17 protein-coding genes are annotated in these 24,419 nt (G+C 64.4%); 2 read left to right on the top strand and 15 right to left on the bottom strand.

Annotated elements, in window-relative coordinates:
* Positions 1-180: 180 nt before the first annotated feature.
* Positions 181-1,527, bottom strand: a complete 1,347-nt coding sequence (locus RIE31_10305) for an FAD-binding oxidoreductase (protein MEQ8640976.1) — start codon at positions 1,525-1,527, stop codon at positions 181-183.
* A gap of 211 nt (positions 1,528-1,738) precedes the next feature.
* On the opposite strand from RIE31_10305, the gene RIE31_10300 reads away from it, so the two are divergent.
* Both RIE31_10300 and folD read left to right on the top strand, forming a co-directional pair.
* The gene (locus RIE31_10300) at positions 1,739-2,530 is read left to right on the top strand and encodes a FadR/GntR family transcriptional regulator (GenBank protein MEQ8640975.1); all 792 of its coding nucleotides are present in this window, start codon (positions 1,739-1,741) and stop codon (positions 2,528-2,530) included.
* Positions 2,531-2,695: 165 nt separating this feature from the next.
* A complete protein-coding gene (gene folD / locus RIE31_10295; GenBank protein MEQ8640974.1) occupies positions 2,696-3,586 on the top strand; it encodes a bifunctional methylenetetrahydrofolate dehydrogenase/methenyltetrahydrofolate cyclohydrolase FolD in 891 nt (296 codons plus the stop codon).
* 12 nt (positions 3,587-3,598) lie between these two features.
* Here folD and RIE31_10290 read toward each other — a convergent pair whose 3' ends face one another.
* The 14 genes from RIE31_10290 to RIE31_10225 form a co-directional block, all read right to left on the bottom strand.
* Complete coding sequence (locus tag RIE31_10290) at positions 3,599-4,477, bottom strand: pirin family protein (GenBank protein MEQ8640973.1); 879 nt, start codon at positions 4,475-4,477, stop codon at positions 3,599-3,601.
* Positions 4,478-4,487: 10 nt separating this feature from the next.
* A complete protein-coding gene (locus tag RIE31_10285; protein ID MEQ8640972.1) occupies positions 4,488-5,474 on the bottom strand; it encodes a homocysteine S-methyltransferase family protein in 987 nt (328 codons plus the stop codon).
* Positions 5,475-5,594: 120 nt separating this feature from the next.
* Positions 5,595-8,414 carry a formate dehydrogenase subunit alpha gene (gene fdhF / locus RIE31_10280; protein ID MEQ8640971.1) on the bottom strand — a complete coding sequence of 940 codons (2,820 nt, stop codon included), beginning with the start codon at positions 8,412-8,414 and terminating at the stop codon, positions 5,595-5,597.
* Complete coding sequence (locus RIE31_10275) at positions 8,411-10,120, bottom strand: NAD(P)H-dependent oxidoreductase subunit E (protein ID MEQ8640970.1); 1,710 nt, start codon at positions 10,118-10,120, stop codon at positions 8,411-8,413. The genes fdhF and RIE31_10275 overlap by 4 nt, the downstream gene beginning before the upstream one ends.
* 96 nt (positions 10,121-10,216) lie before the next feature.
* The gene (folB, locus tag RIE31_10270) at positions 10,217-10,645 is read right to left on the bottom strand and encodes a dihydroneopterin aldolase (GenBank protein MEQ8640969.1); all 429 of its coding nucleotides are present in this window, start codon (positions 10,643-10,645) and stop codon (positions 10,217-10,219) included.
* Between the two features lie 74 nt (positions 10,646-10,719).
* Positions 10,720-12,408 (bottom strand): formate--tetrahydrofolate ligase, encoded by a 1,689-nt coding sequence (locus tag RIE31_10265; GenBank protein ID MEQ8640968.1) that lies wholly within the window; start codon positions 12,406-12,408, stop codon positions 10,720-10,722.
* A gap of 440 nt (positions 12,409-12,848) precedes the next feature.
* Positions 12,849-13,550 (bottom strand): sarcosine oxidase, encoded by a 702-nt coding sequence (locus RIE31_10260; GenBank protein MEQ8640967.1) that lies wholly within the window; start codon positions 13,548-13,550, stop codon positions 12,849-12,851.
* 3 nt (positions 13,551-13,553) lie between these two features.
* The gene (locus RIE31_10255; protein ID MEQ8640966.1) at positions 13,554-16,469 is read right to left on the bottom strand and encodes a 2Fe-2S iron-sulfur cluster-binding protein; all 2,916 of its coding nucleotides are present in this window, start codon (positions 16,467-16,469) and stop codon (positions 13,554-13,556) included.
* The gene (locus tag RIE31_10250) at positions 16,466-16,786 is read right to left on the bottom strand and encodes a sarcosine oxidase subunit delta (protein ID MEQ8640965.1); all 321 of its coding nucleotides are present in this window, start codon (positions 16,784-16,786) and stop codon (positions 16,466-16,468) included. The genes RIE31_10255 and RIE31_10250 overlap by 4 nt, the downstream gene beginning before the upstream one ends.
* A 99-nt stretch (positions 16,787-16,885) precedes the next feature.
* Positions 16,886-18,127, bottom strand: coding sequence for an FAD-dependent oxidoreductase (locus RIE31_10245; protein ID MEQ8640964.1), 1,242 nt, complete (start codon positions 18,125-18,127; stop codon positions 16,886-16,888).
* A gap of 405 nt (positions 18,128-18,532) precedes the next feature.
* The gene (locus RIE31_10240) at positions 18,533-19,453 is read right to left on the bottom strand and encodes a nitrilase-related carbon-nitrogen hydrolase (GenBank protein ID MEQ8640963.1); all 921 of its coding nucleotides are present in this window, start codon (positions 19,451-19,453) and stop codon (positions 18,533-18,535) included.
* 1 nt (position 19,454) lies between these two features.
* Entirely contained in the window at positions 19,455-20,504 is a 1,050-nt protein-coding gene (locus tag RIE31_10235) for a DUF2332 domain-containing protein (GenBank protein MEQ8640962.1), read from the bottom strand.
* Positions 20,501-24,115 (bottom strand): transcription-repair coupling factor, encoded by a 3,615-nt coding sequence (gene mfd, locus RIE31_10230; GenBank protein ID MEQ8640961.1) that lies wholly within the window; start codon positions 24,113-24,115, stop codon positions 20,501-20,503. The genes RIE31_10235 and mfd overlap by 4 nt, the downstream gene beginning before the upstream one ends.
* Positions 24,115-24,396, bottom strand: coding sequence for a succinate dehydrogenase assembly factor 2 (locus tag RIE31_10225; protein ID MEQ8640960.1), 282 nt, complete (start codon positions 24,394-24,396; stop codon positions 24,115-24,117). Before RIE31_10225 ends, mfd begins: the two co-directional genes overlap by 1 nt.
* Positions 24,397-24,419: the final 23 nt, after the last annotated feature.

Here is a 24,419-nt window from a genome sequence, read left to right as displayed (position 1 = left end):
AATGCCTGTGCGGCGCCCGATTGCACTGTGAATTCCCTTATGACAAGGCCGGCTGATCCGGCCATGCCTCGTTCTGGTGCTGCGTTCTGATCCCGCACTGACGGAATGCGTCGCACCGCTTGCTATTGCCGAGGGCCGCGCCGCCGCTCTGGCTGCGCCGCCCTCGGGTCTTTCCTGCCCCTAGCTCCAGGGGAACGGGCTGTGTGACGTCGGATGCAGCTTGCCTTCGCCGTAGCGGGAATAGCGGAATGGCTTGAGCAGCTCGGACTTCTTGCCGCGCACCAGTTCCTGCGCCACCAGCTGGCCGACACCGATCATCTTGAAACCGTGGTTGGAGTCAGCGATGAAGTAAACGTTCTCGTTGAAGTTGTCGAAGACCGGGAAGCTGTCGGGTGTGAAGCAGCCGATGCCGCCGGACGGCTCCTTCTTGTAGACGCCGATCTTGCCCTCGAAGCGGCTCTGGCAGAAGGCCAGCGCGCTGGTCCACATGTGAGAGAAATCGTCGCCGACGATAAAGTCCGGTGATTCCGGGCCATAGGGGTCGACCGCCACCTGATCGGGCGGCGTCTCAACCCGGAACGGCATGGCGCCACCCTGGACGCCGCCGAAGTTGAAGTCGGGCTTGTAGTAGATTCCCCACAGCTTGTCGGTAATCAGCGAGCCATCCACATCCGAATGCAGCGGCACGTCCGTATCCACATGGATCACCGGCGGCATCTTGCCTTCGTTGGTTTTCAGGAAGTTGGGATCAACGCCCAAAGTGCCTTCCTGCAGGCTCCAGAACGTCCACATCTGAACGTCCTTCATCATCTGCCCCTGCGGACCCTTGATGTCCACGGTCTCCGGCAGGTCCAGCATGTCCCATATCTGCTTGACCCAGGGGCCGACGCCAACCACAACATGATCGCATTCAATGCGCCCCTGGTCGGTGACCACGGCCTTGACCGCCTTGCCGCCGCTCTGGGTCTCAAAACCGGTCACCTTGATGCCGCCCATGATGCGCACACCCAGCGCCTCGGCTTTGTTGGCGATGCCGCGCATGGCCGCCTTGTTATTGGCATAGCCGCCGCGCTTCTCATGCAGGACCGATGTGATGCCCTGGGCGCGCCAGTCATCGAACATGCCCTTCATGTATTTGGCGCAGTCCTTCTCGCCTTCGATGAACACCGACTCGTAGCCGATCGCCTTCTGCTGCTCATAGATGGACGCTACGTCCTCATGCATCACTTCCGGGCTGATCTGCATGTAGCCGACCTTGTTGAAGCTGTAGGCTTCCGGATCGGCTTCCCACACGGATGCACTGTGCGCCATCAGCTCACGCATGGCCGGCTGGTAGTAGTTGTTGCGGCAGACGCCACAGGCAATTCCCGAGGCGCCGGCAGCGATGCCCGACTTATCGATAATCAGCACATCCTTGCCACTGCCCTTGCCGGAAGCCTTCAGCTCCTCAGCCAGATGCCAGCCGGTCGAAAGACCGTGCACACCGGCGCCGATGATCAGATATTTGACGTGGCTGGGAAGGGCCATGGATTGCTGTCTCCTCGCTCGGGGCACTCGTCAACAGAGGCGGGATCCTGTGGCCAGCGGCGCGTAGGCCGACCGGCCGCGAGATGCTTTGGCGACCGCCTGACGAAGCTCTCCGTTGATCAATGATTAGCACTTCGTAATTCTGCTGTATACAAGCTTTGGTTAGAATTGGTACAAATGTGGTGCCTAATTGGTTCATATGAGAGGCGCCATGAAAAATCATACGGATGAAGCGCCGGCCGGCGCCGGCCGGACGCCCGTTGCAAACACCAGCGGAGTCGGGGCGGAGGGCGCCAGCGGCCGTCTGGCGACCGGCCGCACCGGCCCTTCTGAGGCGCGGCCGCGCGGCGTCGCGGCGCGTCTCGCCAGTACGCTGCGGCAAGCTGTCGCTGATGGTGTCTACAGCCCCGGGGATCGGCTTCCGGCAGAGCGTCAGCTCGCCCAGGATCTGCACGGATCACGCGGCACCGTACGCAAGGCACTCGACCTTCTGGAGCAGGACGGCATCATCGAGCGGCGTGTCGGCAGTGGCACTTTCGTCCTGACCGGGCCGCGGATCGCGGACGAGGACATTGCGGAGAATGTCAGCCCGATCGAGTTGATTCAGGCAAGAAATGCGCTGGAACCTGCCATTTTGATGCTGGCCATCCGCAACGCCACCCAGCGCGACATCGCCGCTATCGGCGAGGCCCTGGGCCAGCTTGACCGGGCCGGTGCCGACCGCGAAGTCTTCACCTTCTGGGACCAGCGGTTTCATCTGCGCATCGCCGAGGCCAGCCATAACCCGCTGATGGTGTTGCTCTATCGCCAGATCAACCACGTCCGCGGCCACCGCCAGTGGCGGGTCGTCAAGGACAAGGTTCTGACCAGCCAGCGGATTGCCGATTACAACCGTCAGCATCGCGCCATCTATGACGCAATCCGTACCCGCAACCAGGCCGCCATAGAGCGCCTGCTGAAGGACCATCTGGCGGCGGCCGAACAGGATCTGCTGCACGTCTGAGCCGTGCCGCAGCGGCCGCCCGGGCGGCCCGCCGGACGCTCGGTCGCACCCGCCCTGGCTGGCGTTGTGGTCCAATTTGGTCTAGTGGTGGTCTGGCTCATTTCCGGGCTGCCCGCACGCCGCGCCGACGCCCCTCACCTCACCTCTGCAGTGGGAGCCTGACCGATGGCCGATACCAAACTGATCGACGGCAAAGCCTTTGCCGCGGCCCTTCGTGGCCGCCTGGGTACGGCGGTCAGCCGTCTCAAGGCTGACCACCGGCTGACCCCCGGCCTGGCCGTGGTGCTGGTCGGTGAAGACCCGGCCAGCCAGATCTATGTCCGCAACAAGGGCAAGCAGACCGTGGAAGCCGGCATGAACTCGTGGGAACACCGGATGCCGGCGACGGCCAGCCACGACCAGGTTCTGGCCAAGGTGAAGGAGCTCAACGCCGACCCGGCGGTGCACGGCATTCTGGTGCAGCTTCCCCTGCCCGACCAGGTGGACGAGGACGCCATCATCACCGAGATCGACCCGGCCAAGGATGTGGACGGCTTTCACGTCATCAATGTGGGCCGCCTGTCCACCGGTCAGGACAGTCTGGTGCCGTGTACGCCGCAGGGTTGCATCCTGCTGCTGAAGGACCTGTTGGGGGACCTCTCCGGCGCCAATGCTCTGGTGGTTGGGCGCTCCAACATCGTTGGCAAGCCGGTGGCGCAACTGCTGCTGGCGGAGAACTGCACGGTGACCGTTGCCCATTCCCGCACACGTGATCTGCCGGCCGTCTGCCGTGCCGCCGACATTGTCATTGCCGCCGTCGGCCGGCCGGAAATGGTCAAGGGAGACTGGCTCAAGGATGGCGCCACGGTGATCGACGTTGGCATCAACCGGGTCGCCGGCGACGGCGGCAAAAGCCGCATTGTTGGCGATGTGGCCTTTGCTGAGGCCATGGGCCGGGCCGGCGCCATTACGCCGGTGCCGGGCGGTGTCGGCCCCATGACCATCGCCTGCCTGCTGCGTAATACGGTGATCGCCGCCTGCCGTCAGGCGGGTGTGCCCGTGCCAGGAGACGTTTAAGCGTCGCCGTCCCTAAAAACGGCCGGCCTGATAGTCGGCAAAGGCCTGGCGGATTTCATCGGCCGTATTCATGACGAAGGGGCCGTAACGGGCGACCGGTTCCCCTAAAGGGCGACCGGCGATCAGCAGACAGCGACCGCCGTTGGCGGACGACATCTGCACACCGCCATGGCCATCCAGCACCGCCAGGGTGCCGGCCTCCACGACCGGCTCGTCATCGGCGAACGTCACGGCTCCCTCGAAGACATAGGCGAAGGCCGCATGGCCTGCCTCGACGGGCTGGTGGAAGATGTCGCCGCCAGCCAGTGAAATATCGAGATAGAGCGGTCGGACGGCGATTTCGCCCACCGGCCCGCTGATTGTACGTCCATCGGCTGAAGTGGCGGTGCCGGCAATCGCCGTGACACGCCCGCCCGCCGGCAGGGCAAGGTGCGGCAGCGCCGCAGCGGCGTATTCCTGGTAGCGCGGCGGCCCCATCTTGTGGGCGGCCGGCAGATTGACCCACAACTGAAAGCCGCGCATGAGGCCTTCGCTCTGTTCCGGCATTTCCGAATGAACAATGCCCCGCGCGGCGCTCATCCACTGGACGTCGCCAGGACCGATTACCCCTGAGTGCCCGGCATTGTCCGCATGGCGCATGCGCCCGGCCAGCATATAGGTGACCGTCTCCATCCCGCGGTGCGGGTGATCCGGAAAGCCGGCGATATAGTCGTCCGGTCGGTCGGAGCCGAATTCATCCAGCAGGAGAAACGGGTCCAGAGACTCAAGCGTCGCTGCGCCGATCACCCGGCTCAGGCGCACCCCTGCCCCGTCCGATGTGGCCTGGCCGACAACCCGCCGCGCCACGCGCCGAAACGCGTGTGGCCCGCTGGACTGCCCGGCCAGGCTCATCGCATGGCCGCTATTTGCGACCGGGAATGCGCGCCGGCAGAGCCTTGCGCAGAGGCTCAATATACTCCGGCCCGAAGCCACAGCAGGTGCCGACGATCTGTACGCCCGACTTGACCCAGTCCTGAGCCTGCTTGACGAACTGCTTGACCGAGGTCGGGTTGCGGAAGCTGGAATCTTCCCGCGGCGATACATAGTCATGGCGGCTGGCGTCCGGATAGACGCCGATCGCCCCTTTCCATTTCTTTTTGACAATGGGGATCGACGCGGTCGTCGCCTCGACCGGAGAGTGGAAAACGTTGATGACGTCGCCGCCCAGCGGAATGATTTCGTCGAGCGCCTTGCTGAAATTGGCGTTCTCCAGGTAGCCGCTTTTCACGGTCTTGCCGTCGAGCCGCGTCTTGTAGCCGACCCACACCGGCAGGCCGGTGGCGAGACAGGCTTCCGTCACCCATTTGCGGTTGAGGATCGAGCCGGTCGATTCAGCCAGAAGAAAGTCCACCCCGGCTTCCGCCAGATAGCGCGCCTGGTTGTGCAGGTTTTCCTGTGCCTGCTCCGCCGTGTAGCTTGGCCAGATATCGCGAGGGCTGCGGCCCGGACCTTCGGTTCTCTCGTTCCGTTCGGAGCCGGCGACGATACCGTAGTTGGAGACTGCGCCGCCGATATAGATCGGTCGTGCCTTGCCGTGCTTGTCGCGTGCGGTCTGCGCCAGATGAACGGCGCGCATGTTCAGTTCCCGTGTGCTGTCGCCAAGGCCCATGGGCTCAAAGCAATGGCGCGCGGCCGAATAGGTGTTGGTGGTCAGGATATCTACGCCCGCCTTCACATACTGTTCGTGCATGTGCAGAACCGTATCAGGGTGGGTGTGCAGCGCAGCGCCTGCCCACGATGTCATGGCGATGGGAACGCCGAGATGCTGAAGGTGCGTACCGACCGCGCCGTCGTGGATGATGACGTCACCCTGGTCGAGGCGCTTCTTGAGTGTCTTGTAGTCGCTCATGTCTCCCCTCCTCCGTGGAGCGGTTGTGCCGACGACCGGAGATGGCGCCGAAGCCCGCCTGGAGCAGACGCTATCAGCCTGTCTGCCCGGTCGTCGAGGGGAGCTTTCGTCTTTGGCGGCCTATTCGGCCGCTGCCGCCATGGCCGCCGGGGCCACCCGCACGGCGCAGAACTTGAACTCCGGAATCTTGCCGAAGGGGTCCAGCTTGGGGTTGGTCAGCATATTGGCCGCCGCCTCGGCGTAGCAGAACGGTATGAAAACCATGCCCTCTGGCACGTCGCCATCCACCCGCACCTTGATTTCGACGGCGCCACGGCGGCTTTCCACTGTCACCGAGTCGCCGCCCTGCAGGTTCATGCGCCATACGTCACGCGGATTGAGATAGGCCACCGCTTCCGGCTCCAGGGCGTCCAGCACGCTGGCCCGCCGGGTCATGGCGCCCGTATGCCAGTGCTCAAGCTGCCGGCCGGTGGTCAGAATCATCGGATAGTCGCTGTCCGGCCGCTCGTCCGGCGGGATAATGGCCGCCGGCACAAACTTGCCGCGGCCGCTGGCGGTCGGATAGCCCGCGCCAAAGAGGACCTCCTGTCCCGGCTGGTCATCGCCGGCACAGGGATAGGTGACGCTGCTCTCCCGTTCCAGCCGACGCCAGCTAATACCGGCGAGGGAGGGCATGACCCGACCCATTTCGCCGAACACGTCCGACGGATGGGCATAATTCCAGTCCAGGCCCATGCGCTGTGCGATGTCCTGAATGACTGCCCAGTCTTCGCGCGCCTCGCCCGGCAGCGGCAGGGCCTTGCGGCCAAGCTGCACCTGTCGGTCGGTATTGGTGAAGGTGCCGTCCTTTTCCGGAAAGGCGGATGCGGGAAGCACCACATCGGCGTGCCAGGCGGTCTCCGTCAGGAAGATATCCTGAACCACAAGGTGGTCGAGCTTGGCCAGGGCCTTGCGGGCGTGGGTCGTATCCGGGTCCGACATGGCCGGATTCTCGCCCATGATGTACATGCCGCGGATCTTGCCTGCCAGAATCTCATGAACGATCTCGACCACGGTCAGACCGGGCTTGTCATCAACCGTAGCGCCCCACACCTCCTCAAAGCGGCTGCGCAGGGCGTTATCGCCGACTTTCTTGTAGTCCGGCAGGAACATGGGAATAAGACCGGCGTCTGACGCACCCTGCACATTGTTCTGGCCGCGCAAGGGGTGCAGCCCGCTGCCGGGCTTGCCGACATTGCCGGTGGCCATGGCCAGCGCGATCAGGCAACGGGCATTGTCGGTCCCATGGATATGCTGGCTGATGCCCATGCCCCAGAAGATCATGCAGCCCTTGGCCGTGGCGATGGTGCGGGCGACCTCGCGCACGACCTCAGGGGCGATCCCGGTGATCGGCGCCATCTCTTCCGGCGTGAAATCGCGGACGTTGGCTTTCAGCTCCGCATAGCCTTCGGTGAAACGCTCGATATAGTCGCTGTCCACCAGATTTTCGGCGACGATGACGTTGAGCATGGAGTTGAGCAACGCCACGTCGCTGCCGGCCTTGAACTGCATCATGGTTGACGCATGACGGGACAGGGCCTGGCCACGCGGGTCGGCCACAATGAGCTTGGCGCCCCGTTTGCGGGCGTTTTTCATGAAGGTTGCAGCGACCGGATGATTGACCGTCGGATTGGCGCCGATGACCAGCATGACATCGGAATTGCGGCATTCGCGCACCGGCGCCGTTACCGCACCGGAACCGATACCCTCCATCAGGGCCGCGACCGACGAGGCATGACAAAGCCTTGTGCAGTGATCCACATTGTTGGTCTGGAAACCCACCCGCACCAGCTTCTGAAACAGATAGGCTTCTTCGTTCGACCCCTTGGCCGAGCCGAACCCCGCCAACGCGTTGCCCCCGTCACTATCGCGGATAGACACCAGTCCGCCGGCGGCGCGCTCCAGCGCCTCTTCCCAGCTTGCTTCGCGGAAATGGGTCAGCGGATTGGCCGGATCAATTTCCACGTCCCAGCCCTTCGGCGCATCGTCACGGCGGATCAGCGGCTTGGTCAGCCGCTGCGGGCTGTGCACATAGTCAAAGCCGAAGCGGCCCTTGACGCACAAACGCTGGTGATTGGCCGGACCGTCGCGGCCGGTCACATGCAGCAGCTTATTGTCCTTGATGTGATAGGTGAGCTGACATCCCACGCCGCAATAGGGGCAAAGCGACTCAACCGTGCGGTCGGCGCGGTGCGCCAGAACCTCATGCGCGTCCAGCAGGCTGGCCGGCATCAGGGCGCCGGTGGGACACGCCTGAACGCACTCGCCACAGCCGACGCAGGTGCTGTCGCCCATGGGGTCATCGAAATCAAAGACGATCTTCTCATGGTGGCCGCGGCCGGCCATGCCGATGACGTCATTGACCTGCACTTCGCGGCAGGCCCGCACACACAGGTTGCAGTGAATGCAGGCGTCCAGATTGACCCGCATGGCCGGGTGGCTGGGGTCGGCGTGGGGGATGATGGCGTGGTCGCGGGCCGGCAGGCGGCTGTCGCTGATGTCCAGACGATCGGCCCAGGTCCAGAACTTGGACTCCGGGTCGTGGGCGGTTGCGCGCGCCGGCTGGTCGGCCAGCAGCAGCTCCATCACCATGCGCCGGGCGCTATGCGAGCGTTCGTTCTGGCTGTGGACTTTCATGCCTTCGGTCGGTTGCCGGTTGCATGAGGCGGCCAGCACGCGCTCGCCTTCGATCTCCACCATGCAGGCACGGCAGTTGCCGTCAGCCCGATAGCCTGGGTCCGGGCTGTAGCACAGGTGCGGGATATCGGTGCCGAGGCGCTTGGCCACTTGCCAGATGGTTTCGCCTGGCCGGGCTTCGACCGCCTTGCCGTCCAGCTCAAAGGCAACCGGCGGCCGGGTGTCGGCTGCGTTGTCCGGCCTGTCGAGCACCGTGTCGGTCATGATGTCACGTCCTCACGAAAATACTTGAGAACCGCATTGAGCGGATTGGCTGCCGCCTGACCCAGGCCACAGATTGACGCGTCGGTCATGGTTCTCGCCAGTTCGTCCATCAACGGTTGGTCCCATTTCGGCTGGCTCATCAGCTTCACCATCTTCTCCGTGCCGACGCGGCACGGCGTACACTGACCACAGCTTTCGTCCTCAAAGAACTTCATGAGGTTGAGCGCCACCGCCTTGATATCGTCCTTGTGGGACAGGACCACAACCGCATGGCTGCCGACGAAGCAGCCGTGCTTCTCCAACATGCCGAAATCAAGCGGAATATTCGCCATGCTGGCCGGCAGGATACCGCCAGAGGCGCCGCCCGGCAGATAGCCCTTGAAGCTGTGACCCTCGGCCATGCCGCCGCAATACTCGTCCAGAAGCTCCTGCATGGTAATGCCGGCCGGGGCCAGCTTGACGCCGGGCCGGGCTACCCGGCCGGAGACGGAAAAGCTGCGCAGGCCCGTGCGGTCATGGCGGCCCTGGCCGGTGAACCACGCCGCGCCTTTCTCCACAATGTCGCGGATCCAGAAAACGGTTTCCACGTTCTGCACCAGGGTCGGTCGGCCGAAAAGCCCGACCTGGGCGACGAATGGCGGCTTGTGGCGCGGCAATCCGCGCTTGCCCTCGATGCTTTCGATCATCGCCGACTCTTCGCCGCAGATATAGGCGCCCGCGCCGCGTCTGAGGTGCATCTCCATGCCGCCGTGCAGGCCGGCCGCCTTCACCGCCGCCATCTCACGCAGAAGGATTTCGCGGGCGGCCGGATACTCGTCGCGCAAATAGATGTAGACGGCCTTGGCCTCGACCGCGCGGCCGGCGATCAACACACCTTCCAGGAAGCGGTGCGGATCGCTCTCCAGATAGTGCCGATCCTTGAAGGTGCCCACCTCGCCTTCATCCGCATTGACGCAGAAATAGCGTGGACCGGGCTCGGCCTGGACGAACTGCCACTTGCGGGCCGTCGGGAATCCGGCACCACCAAGGCCGCGCAGGCTGGCTTTGCCGAGAGCGTCCTGGATGTCAGCGATGCTGGTTTCCTTGCGGTCCAGCGCCTCCACCAGGCCATAGCCGCCATCGGCCCGGTAGGCGTCAAAGCCTACATAGTCGGGCACATGGGCATGGGTGTCCTTGCGGCGGATCAGGTCATTGACTGCGTCGACCGTGGCATGGTCGGCGAAATTGTGCCCCACCTCCGCCACCGGGGCCGTATCACAGTGCCCCATGCAGGGCGCCCGCACGATACGGACGTTCGCGCCGTGCGCCTTCTGCAGGTTGGCCAGAAGGTCATCGCCGCCATAGAGCGAGCAGGTCAGGCTGTCGCACACCCTGACCGTAATTTCCGGCAGCGGCTCATCTTGTTCGTCCACCACGTCGAAGTGCGCATAAAAGGTGGCCACCTCATACACTTCGGTCAGCGATAGCCGCATTTCATGGGCCAGCGCCGCCAGCCGTGACGCCGGCAGACAGTGGTAATGGTCCTGCAGACGGTGGAGATACTCAATCAACAGATCGCGGCGGCGTGGCCCATCGCCGAGCAGGCCGCGCACTTCGTCCTGCGCGCGCGGGTCAACCTGGCGGCCGCGCGGCACCGGGCGCGTATGCCGCCGTCCGGATCCGGGATGGCGATGCTTGCGTATCTTCTGCTTCTCGTCTTCGGCCATCCGGACCGTTCCCCTTGCCTGTAGTGCGTGAAGCCGGCTGGCTTCAGGTTGATCCGCCCGGGCGAAGGCTGGACGCCTGGCGGACTCCAGGTTGATCTAGTGTTGACGCAGCCGTGTGATGGCGACTCCGACGCTGGCCGCCTCCGCTATGGCGTCTGGTTTCTCCACCTGAACCGTGACCCGCAGAACCCTGTCCTGGGACAGGCAAAAAGCGGCGATTCGTTCGGCCAGCGTTTCGACCAGTTCTGTATGCCCCTCACCGGTGATTGCGCGGACAGCGTCTACTACAATGTCATAGTCCAGAACCTGACCAAGCACATCGCCAGCCGGCCCCGCCGGGCTGTCCACCTCAATATCGAGGTTGAAGATAACCGGCTGGAGGCGTCCCTTCTCTTCCCGCTTGACCCCGATCGGGCAGTCCAGACGCAGGTCGCGGACAATGATGCGCGATGCGCCGCCCGCTCTATGGTCACTCGAAGCCGAACGAGGTGCGGGCTTGATGGGAAACACCATGGCTTTGCTCATCACCACGTCAGATCGCCTCTGGCCGGCCCTGAGTCAAGGCGTTGATCCCACCACTCCCGCCTGGCGCGAACTCCCTAGAACAAGCCGGCGATCTGCCCTTCATCATCCAGCTTGATGGAATTGGCCGATGGTACGCGAGGCAGGCCCGGCATGGTCATGATGTCGCCACAGACCACCACCAGGAACTCAGCGCCACCGGCGAGGCGAACCTCGCGCACCGGCACCACGTGGTTGCTCGGCGCTCCTTTCAGATTCGGGTCGGTGGAAAAAGAGTACTGGGTCTTGGCGATGCACACCGGGTATCGCCCATAGCCCAGGTCTTCCAGCTCCTTGAAGCGGTTGCGCACTGGCTGATCGGCGATGATCCCCTGGGCGCCGTAAATGCGCTGGGCCACGGTCCGGACCTTTTCCCACAGGGGCATGTCGTCGGGATACAGGGGACGAAAGCGGGACGCGCCGGAATCGGCGATCTTGACCACTTCGCGCGCAAGATCGGTGGCGCCGCGGCCGCCATCGGCCCAATGCGAGCACAGGAAGGCCTCTGCCCCCAGCTCGCTGCAGGTCTGGCGCACCTGTTCCAGCTCCGCATCGCTGTCGCCGCTGAACTGATTGATGGCGACGACCACCGGCACACCAAAGCTCTTCACATTCTCGATGTGACGGGCAAGATTGGCGCCGCCTTCGCGCACGGCCTTGACGTCTTCCTTGGCCAGATCGGCCCGGGCAACGCCGCCATGCATCTTCAGCGCCCGCACCGTGGCCACAACCACGGCGACGGCGGGCTTCAGCCCGGCCTTGCGGCACTTGATGTCAAAGAACTTCTCCGCCCCCAGATCGGCGCCAAAGCCCGCTTCCGTCACCACATAATCGGCCAGCTTGAGGGCCAGGCGGGTTGCCGCAACGGAATTACAACCGTGGGCAATATTGGCGAAGGGGCCGCCATGAACAAAGGCCGGATTGTTTTCCAGCGTCTGCACCAGATTGGGCTTCATCGCATCCTTGAGCAGGACGGTCATGGCGCCGTCGGCGTTCAGCTCGCGGGCGAACACCGGTTCGCGATTGCGATTCTGAGCGACAACGATGTTGCCCAGTCGTTGCTGCAGGTCTTCCAGGTCCTGGGCCAGGCACAGGATGGCCATGACCTCAGAGGCGACCGTGATGTCAAAGCCGTCCGTGCGGGGGAAGCCGTTGGCGACGCCGCCCAGGCTGTTGGTGATCTGACGCAGGGCGCGGTCGTTCATATCCACCACGCGCTTCCACGACACCCGGCGCACGTCGATATCGAGCTGATTGCCCCAGTAGATGTGGTTATCCAGCATGGCCGACAGCAAATTGTGCGCCGCGCCGATGGCGTGGAAATCACCGGTAAAGTGAAGGTTGATGTCCTCCATGGGGATGACCTGGGCATAGCCGCCACCGGCGGCGCCCCCCTTCATGCCAAAGCACGGGCCGAGGCTCGGTTCGCGCAGGCAGATCATGGCCTTCTTGCCGATGTGGTTGAGCGCGTCGCCCAGCCCCACGGTGGTGGTGGTCTTGCCTTCGCCGGCCGGGGTCGGGGTAATGGCCGTCACCAGGATGAGCTTGCCGTCCTTCTGTCGCTTGCGGCTCTCATAGGCATCCAACGAAACCTTGGCCTTGTTGTGGCCGTAGGGTTCCAGATGCGCCGGCGGTATGCCAAGCTTGTCGGCAATCTCGAAGACGGACTTCCACTTGGCCGCGCGGGCAATCGCGATGTCCGACTTGACCGCGCCGCCGGCAGCCATCCGCGTCATGCGGCCCTTGGCGGCGGTTTTCTTTGTTGCCGCCTTCTTAGCCACTGCCTTCTTAGCCACTGCCTTCTTGGCCGTCACTTTCTTCGCTGTCGCCGGTTTGGCGGCGACCTTCTTCCGCGTCGCCGCCTTGCGGCGGGATGGCTTCGAAGCGCGGGCCGCAAGGGCCGGCCGCGACGGTCTCGTAGAGCGCGTCATGTGTCGGTTCCGTGGTTCAAGAGCAGAAAGGACTGGCAGATGGCTTTAGTGGTTTTGGCCCCGGCTTTCCAGCCGGAATTGCCGCCGGGCCAAAGCGGCCCCTGTCTAGCACCACTGGCCTGGCTTCGCCAGTAGTGCCGGGTGCAGTCATCGGCCTGCCTCCCGCCGGCCAGTATCGGACACCTGCCGGATTGCCGCGGGGCGATCCGGCCAGCCCGCATTTCAGTGTCTGTTCTTCAGTGTCCCTGCAGTCGTCGCAGGGCCGTCAGCCCTACGTGCCGCCCGCCGAACTCCTCCATGGCGTCCAGGATCGAGCGCCACATATAGCCGGCCGCCGACCAGTCGCTCAGCACGTGATAGGCCGGGGTTTCGCCGATGTCGGCGCGGATGATGATGGAGTTCTGGCGCGCCACAGAGGTCTGGGCGATGGCCAGATCGGGAAAGTGCTTGGGCCGGAGATCAATGGCGCACAATTTCGACCACATTGTCGGCGCGTGCTGGCCCGATACCACAAACCAGAAGTTGGTGGACGGCCGCGGGATCGGATAAGTGCCGATGCCGTCAACCAGCGTGTATTCGCCGATCAGGCGCTGACTGATGCCCGCGCCGCCCAGGGTTCCCAGAATCAGCGCTTCACCCCAGGCCAGCGCCGCGATCAGCGACCCGTCGCTCTGACGGAACGCCACATTGGTTTCCTCGCCCACGCTGCAGCCGTGGTCGCGCAGCCAGGCCATGGTGTTCCAGCCCTTCAGGCCCCAGCGAGGCAGCGCGCAGGCGTCGGCAATCGCCATGTTGCGGGCCTGGATCGCCTCTCCGTCGGGATCGCCATAATCCATGGCGCAGGCCTGATCGTCGATGGCTTCAAAATTGGCGCCAAGCGATTGAAGGTGCCGGTAGATGGGGCTGCGGCGCGGCAGGGACTGCGGGTCAAGACTCATGGCTCACAGCTCCTGACGCTTGTTCTCGGGGTCGTAGAATTGCGGCTTGCGCACTTGCGCATCAACCATGGAGTGGCCGACGCGGATCTGGATGATCGTGCCGTCGGCCGCCTGCTCCGGCGCCACATAGGCCAGGCCAATGACCTGATCCAGGATCGGCGCGTAGTAGCATGAGGTGACGCGCCCGGTAATCTGGCCGTTGTGAATTACCAGATGGCACTCTTCCGGAACCGGCGCGTGCTTGCTGGTCAGGACAAAGCCGACCAGTTGGCGGGTCAGTGGCTTCTTCTCCAGAATTTCCAGCGACCGCCCGCCAATGAACATGGGCTTGCGCTTGGAAACCGCCCAGCCCATGCCGGCCTCATAGGGGTGGGTCAGGCCATCGGTGTCCTGGCTGATGATGATGTGGCCCTTCTGCAGACGCAGCAGGCGCTGGGCCTCGACCCCGAACGGCTTGATGCCGAACGGTTCGCCGGTTTCCATCAGGGCATCCCACATGGTCTCGCCCATCTCGGCCGGGCAGTGGATTTCCCAGCCCGGTTCGCCGACGAAGCCGATACGCATGACGCGCGACTCGATGCCCGCCACCTTGCAGACGCGGGCGTCCATATAGGGCCAGCCCTCGATGGACAGGTCCTCGTCGGGGCACAGAATCTCCATGACCTTGCGCGCCTTGGGTCCGGCGATATTGATTCCCGCATAGCTGGTGGTGACGTTGGTCACATTGACCCGGAGCCGCCACTGGGCGTTCCAGAACAGCATGTTCTGATAGACCGCGCCGACGCCCGATGTGGTCGCCGTCACATAGAAATGCTCGTCGTGAATGCGCATGGCCACGCCGTCGTCGGTAATGACACCGGCCTGATCGGTCATCAGCACATAGCGCGCCCGGTTCAGCGGCTGCTTGAGATAGGTGAAGGTATACATGCGGTTGAGCATCTCCGCCGCGTCCGGCCCCTGCACTTCCAGGCCGCCCAGGGTAGACACATCAATCACGCCCACATTGTTGTGCACATTCATGGACTCGGCTTCGGCACACTCCCGCGCCTTGCCGGGAGGGCCGTAGTACCAGGGCCGGTACCAGTCGCCGGCGACCATCATCTGGGCGCCCAGTTCCACATGGCGATTGTGAATGCCGGTCAGACGGATCGGGTCAAAGCTGCGCCCGGCAAGTTGGCCGAAGGTCTCCGCGCTATAGGGCGGACGCGACGTGGTGGTCCCCACATCGGCCATGGCTTCACCGGTGGCCCGTGCCGCCATCCGCATGGTGTTGATGGCCGAGTGACGGCCCTGTGACGGTCCCATGCCGGAGGTGGTGAAGCGCTTCAGCAGTTCCACATGGGAATAGCCGTCAGCGATACCGTTCTTCAGATCCTTGACTTGCAGGTCTTCATCAAAATCAACGAAGTCCTTGCCCTTGGGATGGCTGAAGATCGGCCATGGATGGGTCTGGCCGAGGCTGCCGCGGGTGTTGGGGACGGCCGGTTCATTATCCACGCTGAGGCCGGCGTCTTTCGCCGCCGACCAGCCCGCGTGGCGACCTTCGGCGACCACCGCCGAAAGATCGAAGGCGTTGTTGACGGAGCCGGCGACAAACAGGTGCTCCGGCAGTTCACGCACCGCCATCATTGCGGTTTCGTCGTCATAGGACAGCTTGGCGCCGGCGTGATAGAGCATATGGGCGGTCGGCGTATAGCCGACGCTCATGCACAGCATGTCGCAATCGAGGGTCTCGCCGGTCGGATCGCACTGACCCTCGCCGGTGACGCGGGCAATGGCCGCGCCGGTCAGGCCGCGATTGCCTTTTGCCGCCTGCCCTTCCCACACCGTATGACCCGGCAGGATACGAATGCCGTTGCGCTCGACCGCTGCGCCGCGCTGGCCGGCGTCCGGATCCTTGCGCAGGTCCACCACCGCCTTGATCTCGACCCCGGCCTCGGCCAGGTCCAGCGCCACGCCATAGCCGTCGCCATTGGCGGTGGCCACCACCGCCTTCTGTCCCGGCCGCACGCCATAGTGGTGGATCAGCCGCTGGGCGGCACTGCCCATCATTACGCCGGGCAGATCGTTATTGCGGAAGACCAGAGGCTGCTCCATGGAGCCGGTGGCCACCACCACGCTCTTCGCCCGCATCTTGTACATCCGGTTGCCGCGGATCAGCGGCAGCCAGTTGTCGGCAAAGCAGGCCTGGCAGGTGGTATCGGTCATGACCGTGATGCCGGCGTGGCCGCTCACCCGACTCACCAGGTCATTCAGGCTGGCCGACGGGTCAACCCCATTGGCTTCGAACCGGGCATAGCCGAGCGAACCGCCAAGGATGGCGTTCTCGTCCACCAGAATGACCTCGGCCCCCTTGTCGGCCGCCTCCAGCGCCGCCGCCATGCCCGCCGGACCGCCGCCGATGACGGCCACGTCGGCCCACAGATACTGCTTGTCATGATAGGGGTGCGGCGCCTTCAGATTGACCTTTCCGAGCCCGGCCATATAGCGGATCAGTGGCTCCCACAGGGCCCACGCGCCCTTCGGGCGGAAAAACGTGCGGTAATAGAATCCCGCCGGCAGAAACCGCGACAGGCCGTTGAGGGCGGAGAGCTGATCCTTCTCCAGGCTGCCGCGGTAGTTCTGCCCTTCGACCCGCAGCGCCGGCGACACCGGCAGGCGGTCGGCCAGTACATTCGGCTCGTCGGGAAGCTGCACCAGCGTGTTGGCGTCCTGGCCGGCCATGGTGAGAATGCCGCGCGGCCGGTGATACTTGAACGAGCGCGACAGCATGGCAACGCCATTGGCGGCCAACGCGCTGGCCACCGTATCGCCCTCATAGCCGTCGTACAGGCGGCCCTCGAACGTAAAGCTGACGGGCTTGTCACGATTGATCAGCCGTCCCGCCGGGGCGGCCAGGCGCTCTGCACGTGCGGTCATGACCGGTCTCCGCTCTTGCTCTCGGCCGCGGCCGGTGGCCGGTTGAAATCGCGCCGTTCCTTGAAGACTTCGTCGTATTTATAGGTGCGGACGATTTCGTCCGTCACGGTGTTGCGTTCGGCAATGAACCAGTAGGCCGTGGGCACGTGGTACCACCACTCGCGCACCACACCGGCGGTGTTGTTGTCCATGATGGCATAGTCGACCCACTCGCGATCATTGACCGTCCACGGATCGGGCATCGGCTTTACTTCGCCACCAAAAACAAACTCGGAGATGTTGCGTGGTCCGTTGAGGGGACACGTCATCAGTTTCATTGCGTCACTTCCCTTTCAGGCGCCCGATGGCGCGGTCCTGAAACCCGTCATGCATCATCGCGGCCGCTGGCCGGGGCTGCGCGCCCGGCGCGGTCGCCGTCAGTGGCCGACCGAAGCCGCGCCTTTTTCGCCTACTTGCTCGAAATTGTAGAAGCGTTCGAAGCTGAAGGGCTGAATCAAGTCCGGCACCTTGCCGGTGGCCAGTGTCTCGGCCATGCGCTTGCCGCTGACCGGCGTCGCCTTGAAACCCCACGTGCCCCAGCCGGAGTCGATATAGTAGTTCTTGATGGGGGTCTCGCCCATGATCGGCGCGAAGTCCGGCGTCATATCGGCCATGCCCGCCCACTGACGGAGGATTCGCACGCCCGACAGGAACGGTAGAAGCTCCAGCATGTGCGTCATCAACCCTTCTTTGAAATCGAGGGTCGAGCGCGTGTTGTAGAGCGTGTAGGGGTCGGTGGAGCCACCCATCACCAGCTCGCCGCGGGAACTCTGCGAGATATAGACGTGCAGGCTGCCGGACACGATGATGGTGTCGAGGAAGCGCTTCATCGGCAGTGAAACGCACGCCTGTAGCGGAATGGTGCGAATCGGCAGCTTGAAGCCGGCCATCTTCGCCAGCAGCGAAGTGGAGCCGGCCACCGCCTGCATGGCGACGCCGCATTTGATGTCGCCGCGGTTGGTTTTGACCCCGACGATTCTGCCGTCCTGGATATCCAGACCGGTCACTTCGGTCTTCTGATGCAGCTCCACGCCGCGCTTGGCCGCGCCATGGGCATAGCCCCAGGCCACCGCGTCATGGCGGGCGATGGAGCCGGGCTTGTGATACAGCGCGCCGAGAATGGGAAAGCGCACGTTGCGGCTCATGTTCAGGGTCGGCTCGATACGGGCGATCTCGTCCGGATAGATCAGCTCGGAGTCGACCCCGTGGTGCTTGTTGACCTCGGCCCGCCAGCGGCTGGTGCGTAGCGCGGCATCCGTATGGGCCAGCGTGAAGTGGCCGCGCTCGGAATACATGATGTTGAAGTCGAACTCGTTGGACAGCCCCTGATACAGGCGCACGGACTCGTCATAGAACCGGACGCCCTCGTCCGTCAGATAATTGGAGCGGATGATGGCCGTATTGCGCGCCGTGTTGCCGCCGCCCAGATAGCCCTTCTCCAGCACTGCCACATTGGTGATGCCGTGGTACTTCGCCAGGTAATAAGCCGCCGCCAGACCATGCCCGCCACCGCCGATGATGACCACGTCATAGGACGGCTTCAGGTCCGTTGCGGTGATGATGTCGCGCTGCGCCGGATAGGAGTTGCGCAGACCATATTTCAGCAGCGCCAGTACCATTTGATCCCTCCCCGGCCGAACCGGTCATGGACTTCCCAACCACCAGCCCGACCACCAGCCCGGAGAGTGCCGCCGGTGCTGTAGTGGACCATTGTGAACCATTCGCGAACCAAAAACAGGACCGAAACAGGGAACACCGATCCTGCAGACGTTCTGTCCGGGCTGTCCGGGCGCGAGGCCCCCCTGATCCGAGGCCTGACGTTATCTGTGATCGGGCCTCGGTGCAATACGCACTGCACCGCGGCAGCATACAGATTTCAACGGCGTTTACCCATCCCGTCGAGACCGCCGGCGTGGCCCGCTGCCGCTCGCCGTCGGCGCCGACGCCACGATCCGTTCAGCCGCCGCCGGCGGCCAATCGGTTCACACCTCGGACGATACCAATAGTGAACCAATTGGCGGAACTCAGTCCGGGCGACCGGATGCCGGGGGGGCGAGAACGCCGGCATACAGGGCGGGACGGCGCTGCTGCGCCAGGTCCCACCGCTGGCGCACCGTCGCCACATAGTCCAGATCAATGGTCTGCAGGGTGATCCCCGGCTCGTCGGAGGCAGTTGCCGTCACTACGCCCCACGGATCAACGATCATGCTGCGGCCGACGAAGCCGATGCCAGAGCGAGGCTCCCGGCCGGTCTGGCCTGAGGCAATCAGCCACACCTGGTTGTCAGTCGCCCGCGCCCGCAGCAGAAATTCCCAGTGGTCAGCCCGTGGTGCCAGAAAGGCGGACAGGCACACGATCGCATCCGCATTCTGCAGGGCGATGGCGCGGTACAGCTCGGGAAACCGCAAATCGACACAGATGGTCATGCCGATCCGGCCAAGCGCGGTATCCAGCACCACCAGCTCGTCACCTGGCGTCACGCGGGCCGACTCGATGATGCCCGGCGGAATATCGGTGCGCTGCGGCACGTCGAACAAATGGCTCTTGCGATAGCGTCCGATGATTGCCCCGTCCGGCCCGATCATCGGTGCGGTATTGTATACCCGACCGTCGCCGCCGGCTTCGTACCACGAGCCGGTGATGTGGCAACCGTGGCGTCGCGCAACAGCGCTCAGGGCCTCGCTGGTGGGGCCGGGAATGGGTTCGGCGATCTGCCGCCAGAACGAGTCGTCGCTATAGCCCAGGCCGGTCCACAACTCCGGCAGGCAGATAAGGTCGGCGCCGGCCATGGCGGCCTCTTCCGCCAGGGCCAGACCCCGCGCCAGATTGCCCGCCTGATCGCCGTCCACCGTCGAGAGCTGGACCAGACCGACACTCAGGCGGCGGCCATGCGGCCGCTTGTCCGGGCGGGTTGCGACGCCGGGTCTCGCTGCGGCTTCCGTCATTTCAGCCTCCCTGCCATTCCATCCATGCGCCGTGGAAATCCGCATAGGCCAGCGCCTGCGCCTTTCGTTCGCCATCCGCATAGACATGCAGCTCCAGCAGTGGCTGACGGCTTGAGATGTGCTCCAGACCGACCCGATAGATCGGCCGGTCCTGAGAGTAGGTTTGCAGGATGGAACTGAGATACTGCCGGTCGGCCAGTGACATCTGGTAGATGGCGATGGAATGAAAGATACAGGCAGGCGCCCCGTCAGGCAGTCCGGCCAGATGGGCCGGCAGCAAATCCAGAGCATTGCCGCGCCGCACCTCCGGCCGGCGGCGGCGGGCCAGCGCCAGCGCGCCATCCAGCCGCGCCATGCGTTCCGGCTGATCGGGCCAGACCAGTGCTTTAAGCCAGCGCACCTGGTTGGCATCGTCGATATCTACCGGATTGAGGTCGAGACCGACCCGTGACGCCGCTTCCGGCAGCCGCGGCGCAATCACCGGTATGTGCCCGCCGCGCAGCTCACAGTTCAGGTGCACCGGTGACTGGGCGTGGCCGATAATCCGCCCGTCGCCATAGCTGAAACCGCACCATGGCCATAACAGGTTGAACCCGGCGGAGGCGCCAACCTCCACATAGTGAACCGGCTCATCCGCATACTGCATGTCCAGCATCATGAAGGCCGGCAACAGCACGGCCAGCCGCTGTATCTCGTTGGTCTGCACCGTCCGCGTGGCGATGATCTGCCGCAGGGCGTCCTCGTGGCTGGCGCAGAAGTCGAGAAATACGGCCGGGTCGCCCGGCTCTGTCGCCGCTTCTCCCCTGCGGCCTGGCGTGAGGCTTGGATAATATCGGGCCAGTGGCGCCTCCACGCCCGACAGCAGCAGGTCGTGGACGGCGGCCAGCAGCAGATTGGGCGCCAGCTGGCCGCGCGGTGTGCCGGCGGCCAGGGCCATGCAGCGGCTATCGGCGGCGGCCCAGCGGGCCAGTCGACCATAGAGCGGCGAGTTGCTCTCGACGGTATCGGCCCAGCTACGGAACGTCGCCGCCATATCTGGCGAGTCTTTCATGGCGATGCGGCCTGCCCGGGCTTGGTCATGTCCGACAACTCCTGCATCAGGCGGCGCAATCCGGTGACACGGCTTCGCGCGTCACGCCATGACTGATGAAAAACCAGACGTTGATCCGGCCGCAGGCTGATGCGGGCGGCATTGCGACCAATATAGGCAATCAGTGCTTCCGGCGCGGCGAAGCTGTTGTTGCGGAACGATAGAACCGCGCCCTTGGGTCCGGCCTCGATCTTCTCAACTCCGGCCTGGTGGCAGCGCAGCTTGAGCGCCACCACATCCAGCAGATTTTCTACTTCCTCCGGTAGCGGACCGAAGCGGTCGATCATTTCCGCTGCAAAGGCCTCGATCTCCGGCTCGGTCTGCAACGCCGAAAGACGCCGGTACAACCCCATGCGCACCGGCAGGTCGCCGACGAAGCTCTCGGGAATCAGCACCGCCATGCCCACATGGATCTGTGGCGACCACTGGTCCTCGGCCGGTGCCGTCTCGCCCTTTACTTCGGCCACCGCCTCCTCCAGCAGATGCTGGTAGAGCTCCACGCCGACCTCGCGGATGTGGCCGGACTGCTCCTGACCCAGCAGATTGCCGGCACCGCGAATATCCAGATCATGGCTGGCCAGGGTGAAGCCGGCGCCGAGGCTGTCCAGGGTGTGCAGGACTTCCAGTCGGCGTTGCGCCACCGGCGACAGGACACGGCCCGTGGGCAAGGTGAAATAGGCGTAGGCGCGCTGCTTGGAGCGGCCGATCCGGCCGCGGATCTGATACATCTGCGCCAGGCCGAACATGTCCGCCCGGTGGACAATCAGGGTGTTGGCGGTGGGCACGTCCAGCCCCGACTCAATAATGTTGGTGGCCAGCAAAATATCGTGGCGCCGGTCATAGAAGGCGGCCATCACCCGTTCCAGATCGCTCGGCGCCATCTGGCCGTGCGCCACACCGATGCTGGCGTCCGGCGCCAGCGTCGCCAGGCGCTCGAAGACACGGGGAATGTCGCTCACGCGCGGGCAGACATAGAACACCTGTCCGCCGCGGTGGCGTTCGCGGTTGATCGCCTCGCGCACGATGACCGGGTCGTAGGGCAGGACAAAGGTGCGCACCGCCAGGCGGTCCACCGGCGGCGTTGCGATGATGCTCATGTCGCGCACACCGGCCAACGCCATCTGCAAGGTGCGTGGAATGGGCGTCGCCGTCATGGTCAGCACGTGGACGTTGCTGCGCAGCTCTTTCAGACGCTCCTTCTGACGCACGCCGAAATGCTGCTCTTCGTCGATGATCACCAACCCCAGGGCCTTGAACGCAACCGTCTTGCTGAGCAGCGCATGGGTGCCGATCACCACATCGACGGTGCCGTCGGCCAGGCCCTGCCGGGTTAGCCTGGCGTCGGCCGCCGGCACCATACGGGACAGTTGCGCGATGCGCACGGGAAAGCCCGCGAATCGCTCGCTGAAGGTGGCGAAATGCTGACGCGCCAGCAGCGTGGTAGGCGCTACCACCGCCACCTGCAGCCCGTTCATGGCGGCGACGAAGGCGGCGCGCAACGCCACCTCTGTCTTGCCGAAACCCACATCGCCGCAAATCAGGCGGTCCATGGGCCGGCCCGCTACCAGGTCGGCCAGGGTGTCCTGGATCGCCCGCTCCTGGTCCTCCGTCTCCTGATAGGGAAAACGGGCGCAGAACTCATCCATCAGCCCGGCCGGCGGTTGCAGGGACGGACCGCTTTGCAGCAGGCGTTGCGCGGCCAGACGAATCAGTTGACCGGCGATTTCGCGCACCCGCTCCTTGACTCTGGACTTGCGCGCCTGCCAGGCGACGCCGCCCAGCCGGTCAAGGGTGACAAGTCCGTCCTCGCGGCCATAGCGGGTCAGGACGTCTATATTCTCCACCGGCAGGTAAAGCTTGTCGCCGCCGTCATAGACCAGGCGCAAACAGTCGTGTGGCGCGCCACCCACTTGCAGCGTTTCCAGACCTTCATAGCGGCCGACGCCGTGGTCGATGTGGACCACCAGGTCGCCGGCATCCAGCGTGCCGACCTCTTCGATGAAGGCCTCGTTGCGCCGCCGCCGTCGGGGTGCATGAGCCAGACGCTCGCCCAGAACATCCTGCTCGCTGATCAACGTGATCCGGCCGTGTGAAAAGCCGCGCTCCAGCGGAAGTACGACCAGTCCCAAAGTTCGCTCCGGCAGAGCCTCCACGTCGTGCCAGTCGGTCAGGGTCCGCACCTGCCAGTGGGCGTGGGTGGCGATCAACCCGCCCAGCCGATCGCGCGCGCCGGCGGTAAAGGCCGCCACCGCAATGCTACGGCCAGCCCCCGCTTCCGCCTCAAGGTGGGATTTGACCGCATCGAACAGCCCGCCGTCGCGGCGAATACGGGCTTCGGCAAATTCCGGCCCCCGCCGCGCGCCGAAATCAAGCGCCCGTTCATCCGCATCTGGTGGTGCGAACGGACTCATCTCGCCGCCGCCACGCGACGCCAGCAGAGCCTGCCACTCGTCAGCGGTCAGGTAGAGCCGGTCTGGTGGTAGCGGGTTATAAATCGCCCCTTCCGCTCGCGCCGCTTCACGGGTTTCCAGCCGCGCCTGAAAGTGTTCGCCTATCTGCTCGAAACGTGCCGCCGCTGCGTCGCCACCCTGGTGATCGAGAGTCAGCAAGGCATCGGGGCAATAGTCGAACAGAGTGTCCAGCCGTTCCTGAAACAACGGCAACCAGTGCTCCATACCGGCGGCACGGCGGCCGGCGCTGACCGCGGCATATAAGGGATCATCGTCGCCGGTGACCTGAAAAGCCTCCCGGTAGTGACTGCGAAAGCGGCTGATAGTGTCCTTGTTCAGGACAACCTCGCTCACCGGCTGCAGAATCACATCCTCGAAGGTGCCGGCGCTGCGCTGGGTCATGGGATCGAAGGCGCGCAGGCTTTCAATGACGTCACCGAACAGATCCACCCGTACCGGATTTTCGGCGCCGGGCGGAAACAGATCAATCAGGCCGCCACGAATGGCGAACTCGCCCGGTTCATGAACGGTGCCGCTGCGGTGATAGCCGTTGCTTACCAGAAAGGTCTCCAGCGCGGCCTGATCAATGGTCTGACCGACAGCGAGCGTATAGGTGGAGCCGGCAAAGACCCGGCGCTGTGGCACCCGTTGCAGGATCGCCGCTACGGTGGTCAGCACCACTCGGCCCCCGCCGCCGGTTCCGCCCCTGCTCGTCTGGCCCCCGCTGGTCTGGCCCCCGCTGGTCTGGCTATGACCAGACCCGGCATCGGCCAGCCGTCCAAGCGCATCGATCCGCCGCGCTACCGTCTCCGCATTGGGCGACACCCGGTCAAAGGGCAAGCAGTCCCAGGCCGGAAACTGGATGACCTGACTATCCGGTTGAAACAGCGCCAGCGCTTCGCTCATGCGAGTCATGCGCGCCTCATCGCGGCAGACGTGAACAACCCCGGCACCATGGGCCTTTGCCAGAGCGCCTATAACAAAGGCATCGGCGCCTTCCGGCGCACCACCGATCAGGTAGCGGTTGTTGACCACCCGGTCATACAGGCTGGCCGCGCCGGTCGCGGCCGGCTGTTCCGGTGCCGCATCGGCGACCGGCATCCTGGTGGCGGTGTGGGCCACTACAGGCTGTGTCCCGGGCGGAAGGCCCTGATACGCCGCAACAACCCGCGGTCCAGCGACTCAGACGGCGGCACGCTACCGGCGATCCAGGCAAAGAGGTCGGCTTCAGCGTGGGACATCAGCACTTCAAAGCGGTCCAGGCCATCGTCGTCGAACTCGTGCAGGTGGGCACGGGCAAACCCCCCCAGGATCAGGTCAATTTCACGCATGCCGGTATGGCCGGCACGATAGCACAGGCGGCGGATGCGAACCGCGTGCCGGTCGTCCGGGTCGTCTGTCATCGTCAATCCCCGACCGGTTGATC

The organism is Alphaproteobacteria bacterium (assembly GCA_040218575.1).
Classification (GTDB): Bacteria; Pseudomonadota; Alphaproteobacteria; order JAVJRE01; family JAVJRE01; genus JAVJRE01.
The sequence above is the reverse complement of the archived record's forward strand: the minus strand, read 5'-3'. Positions and strand labels throughout refer to the sequence as shown.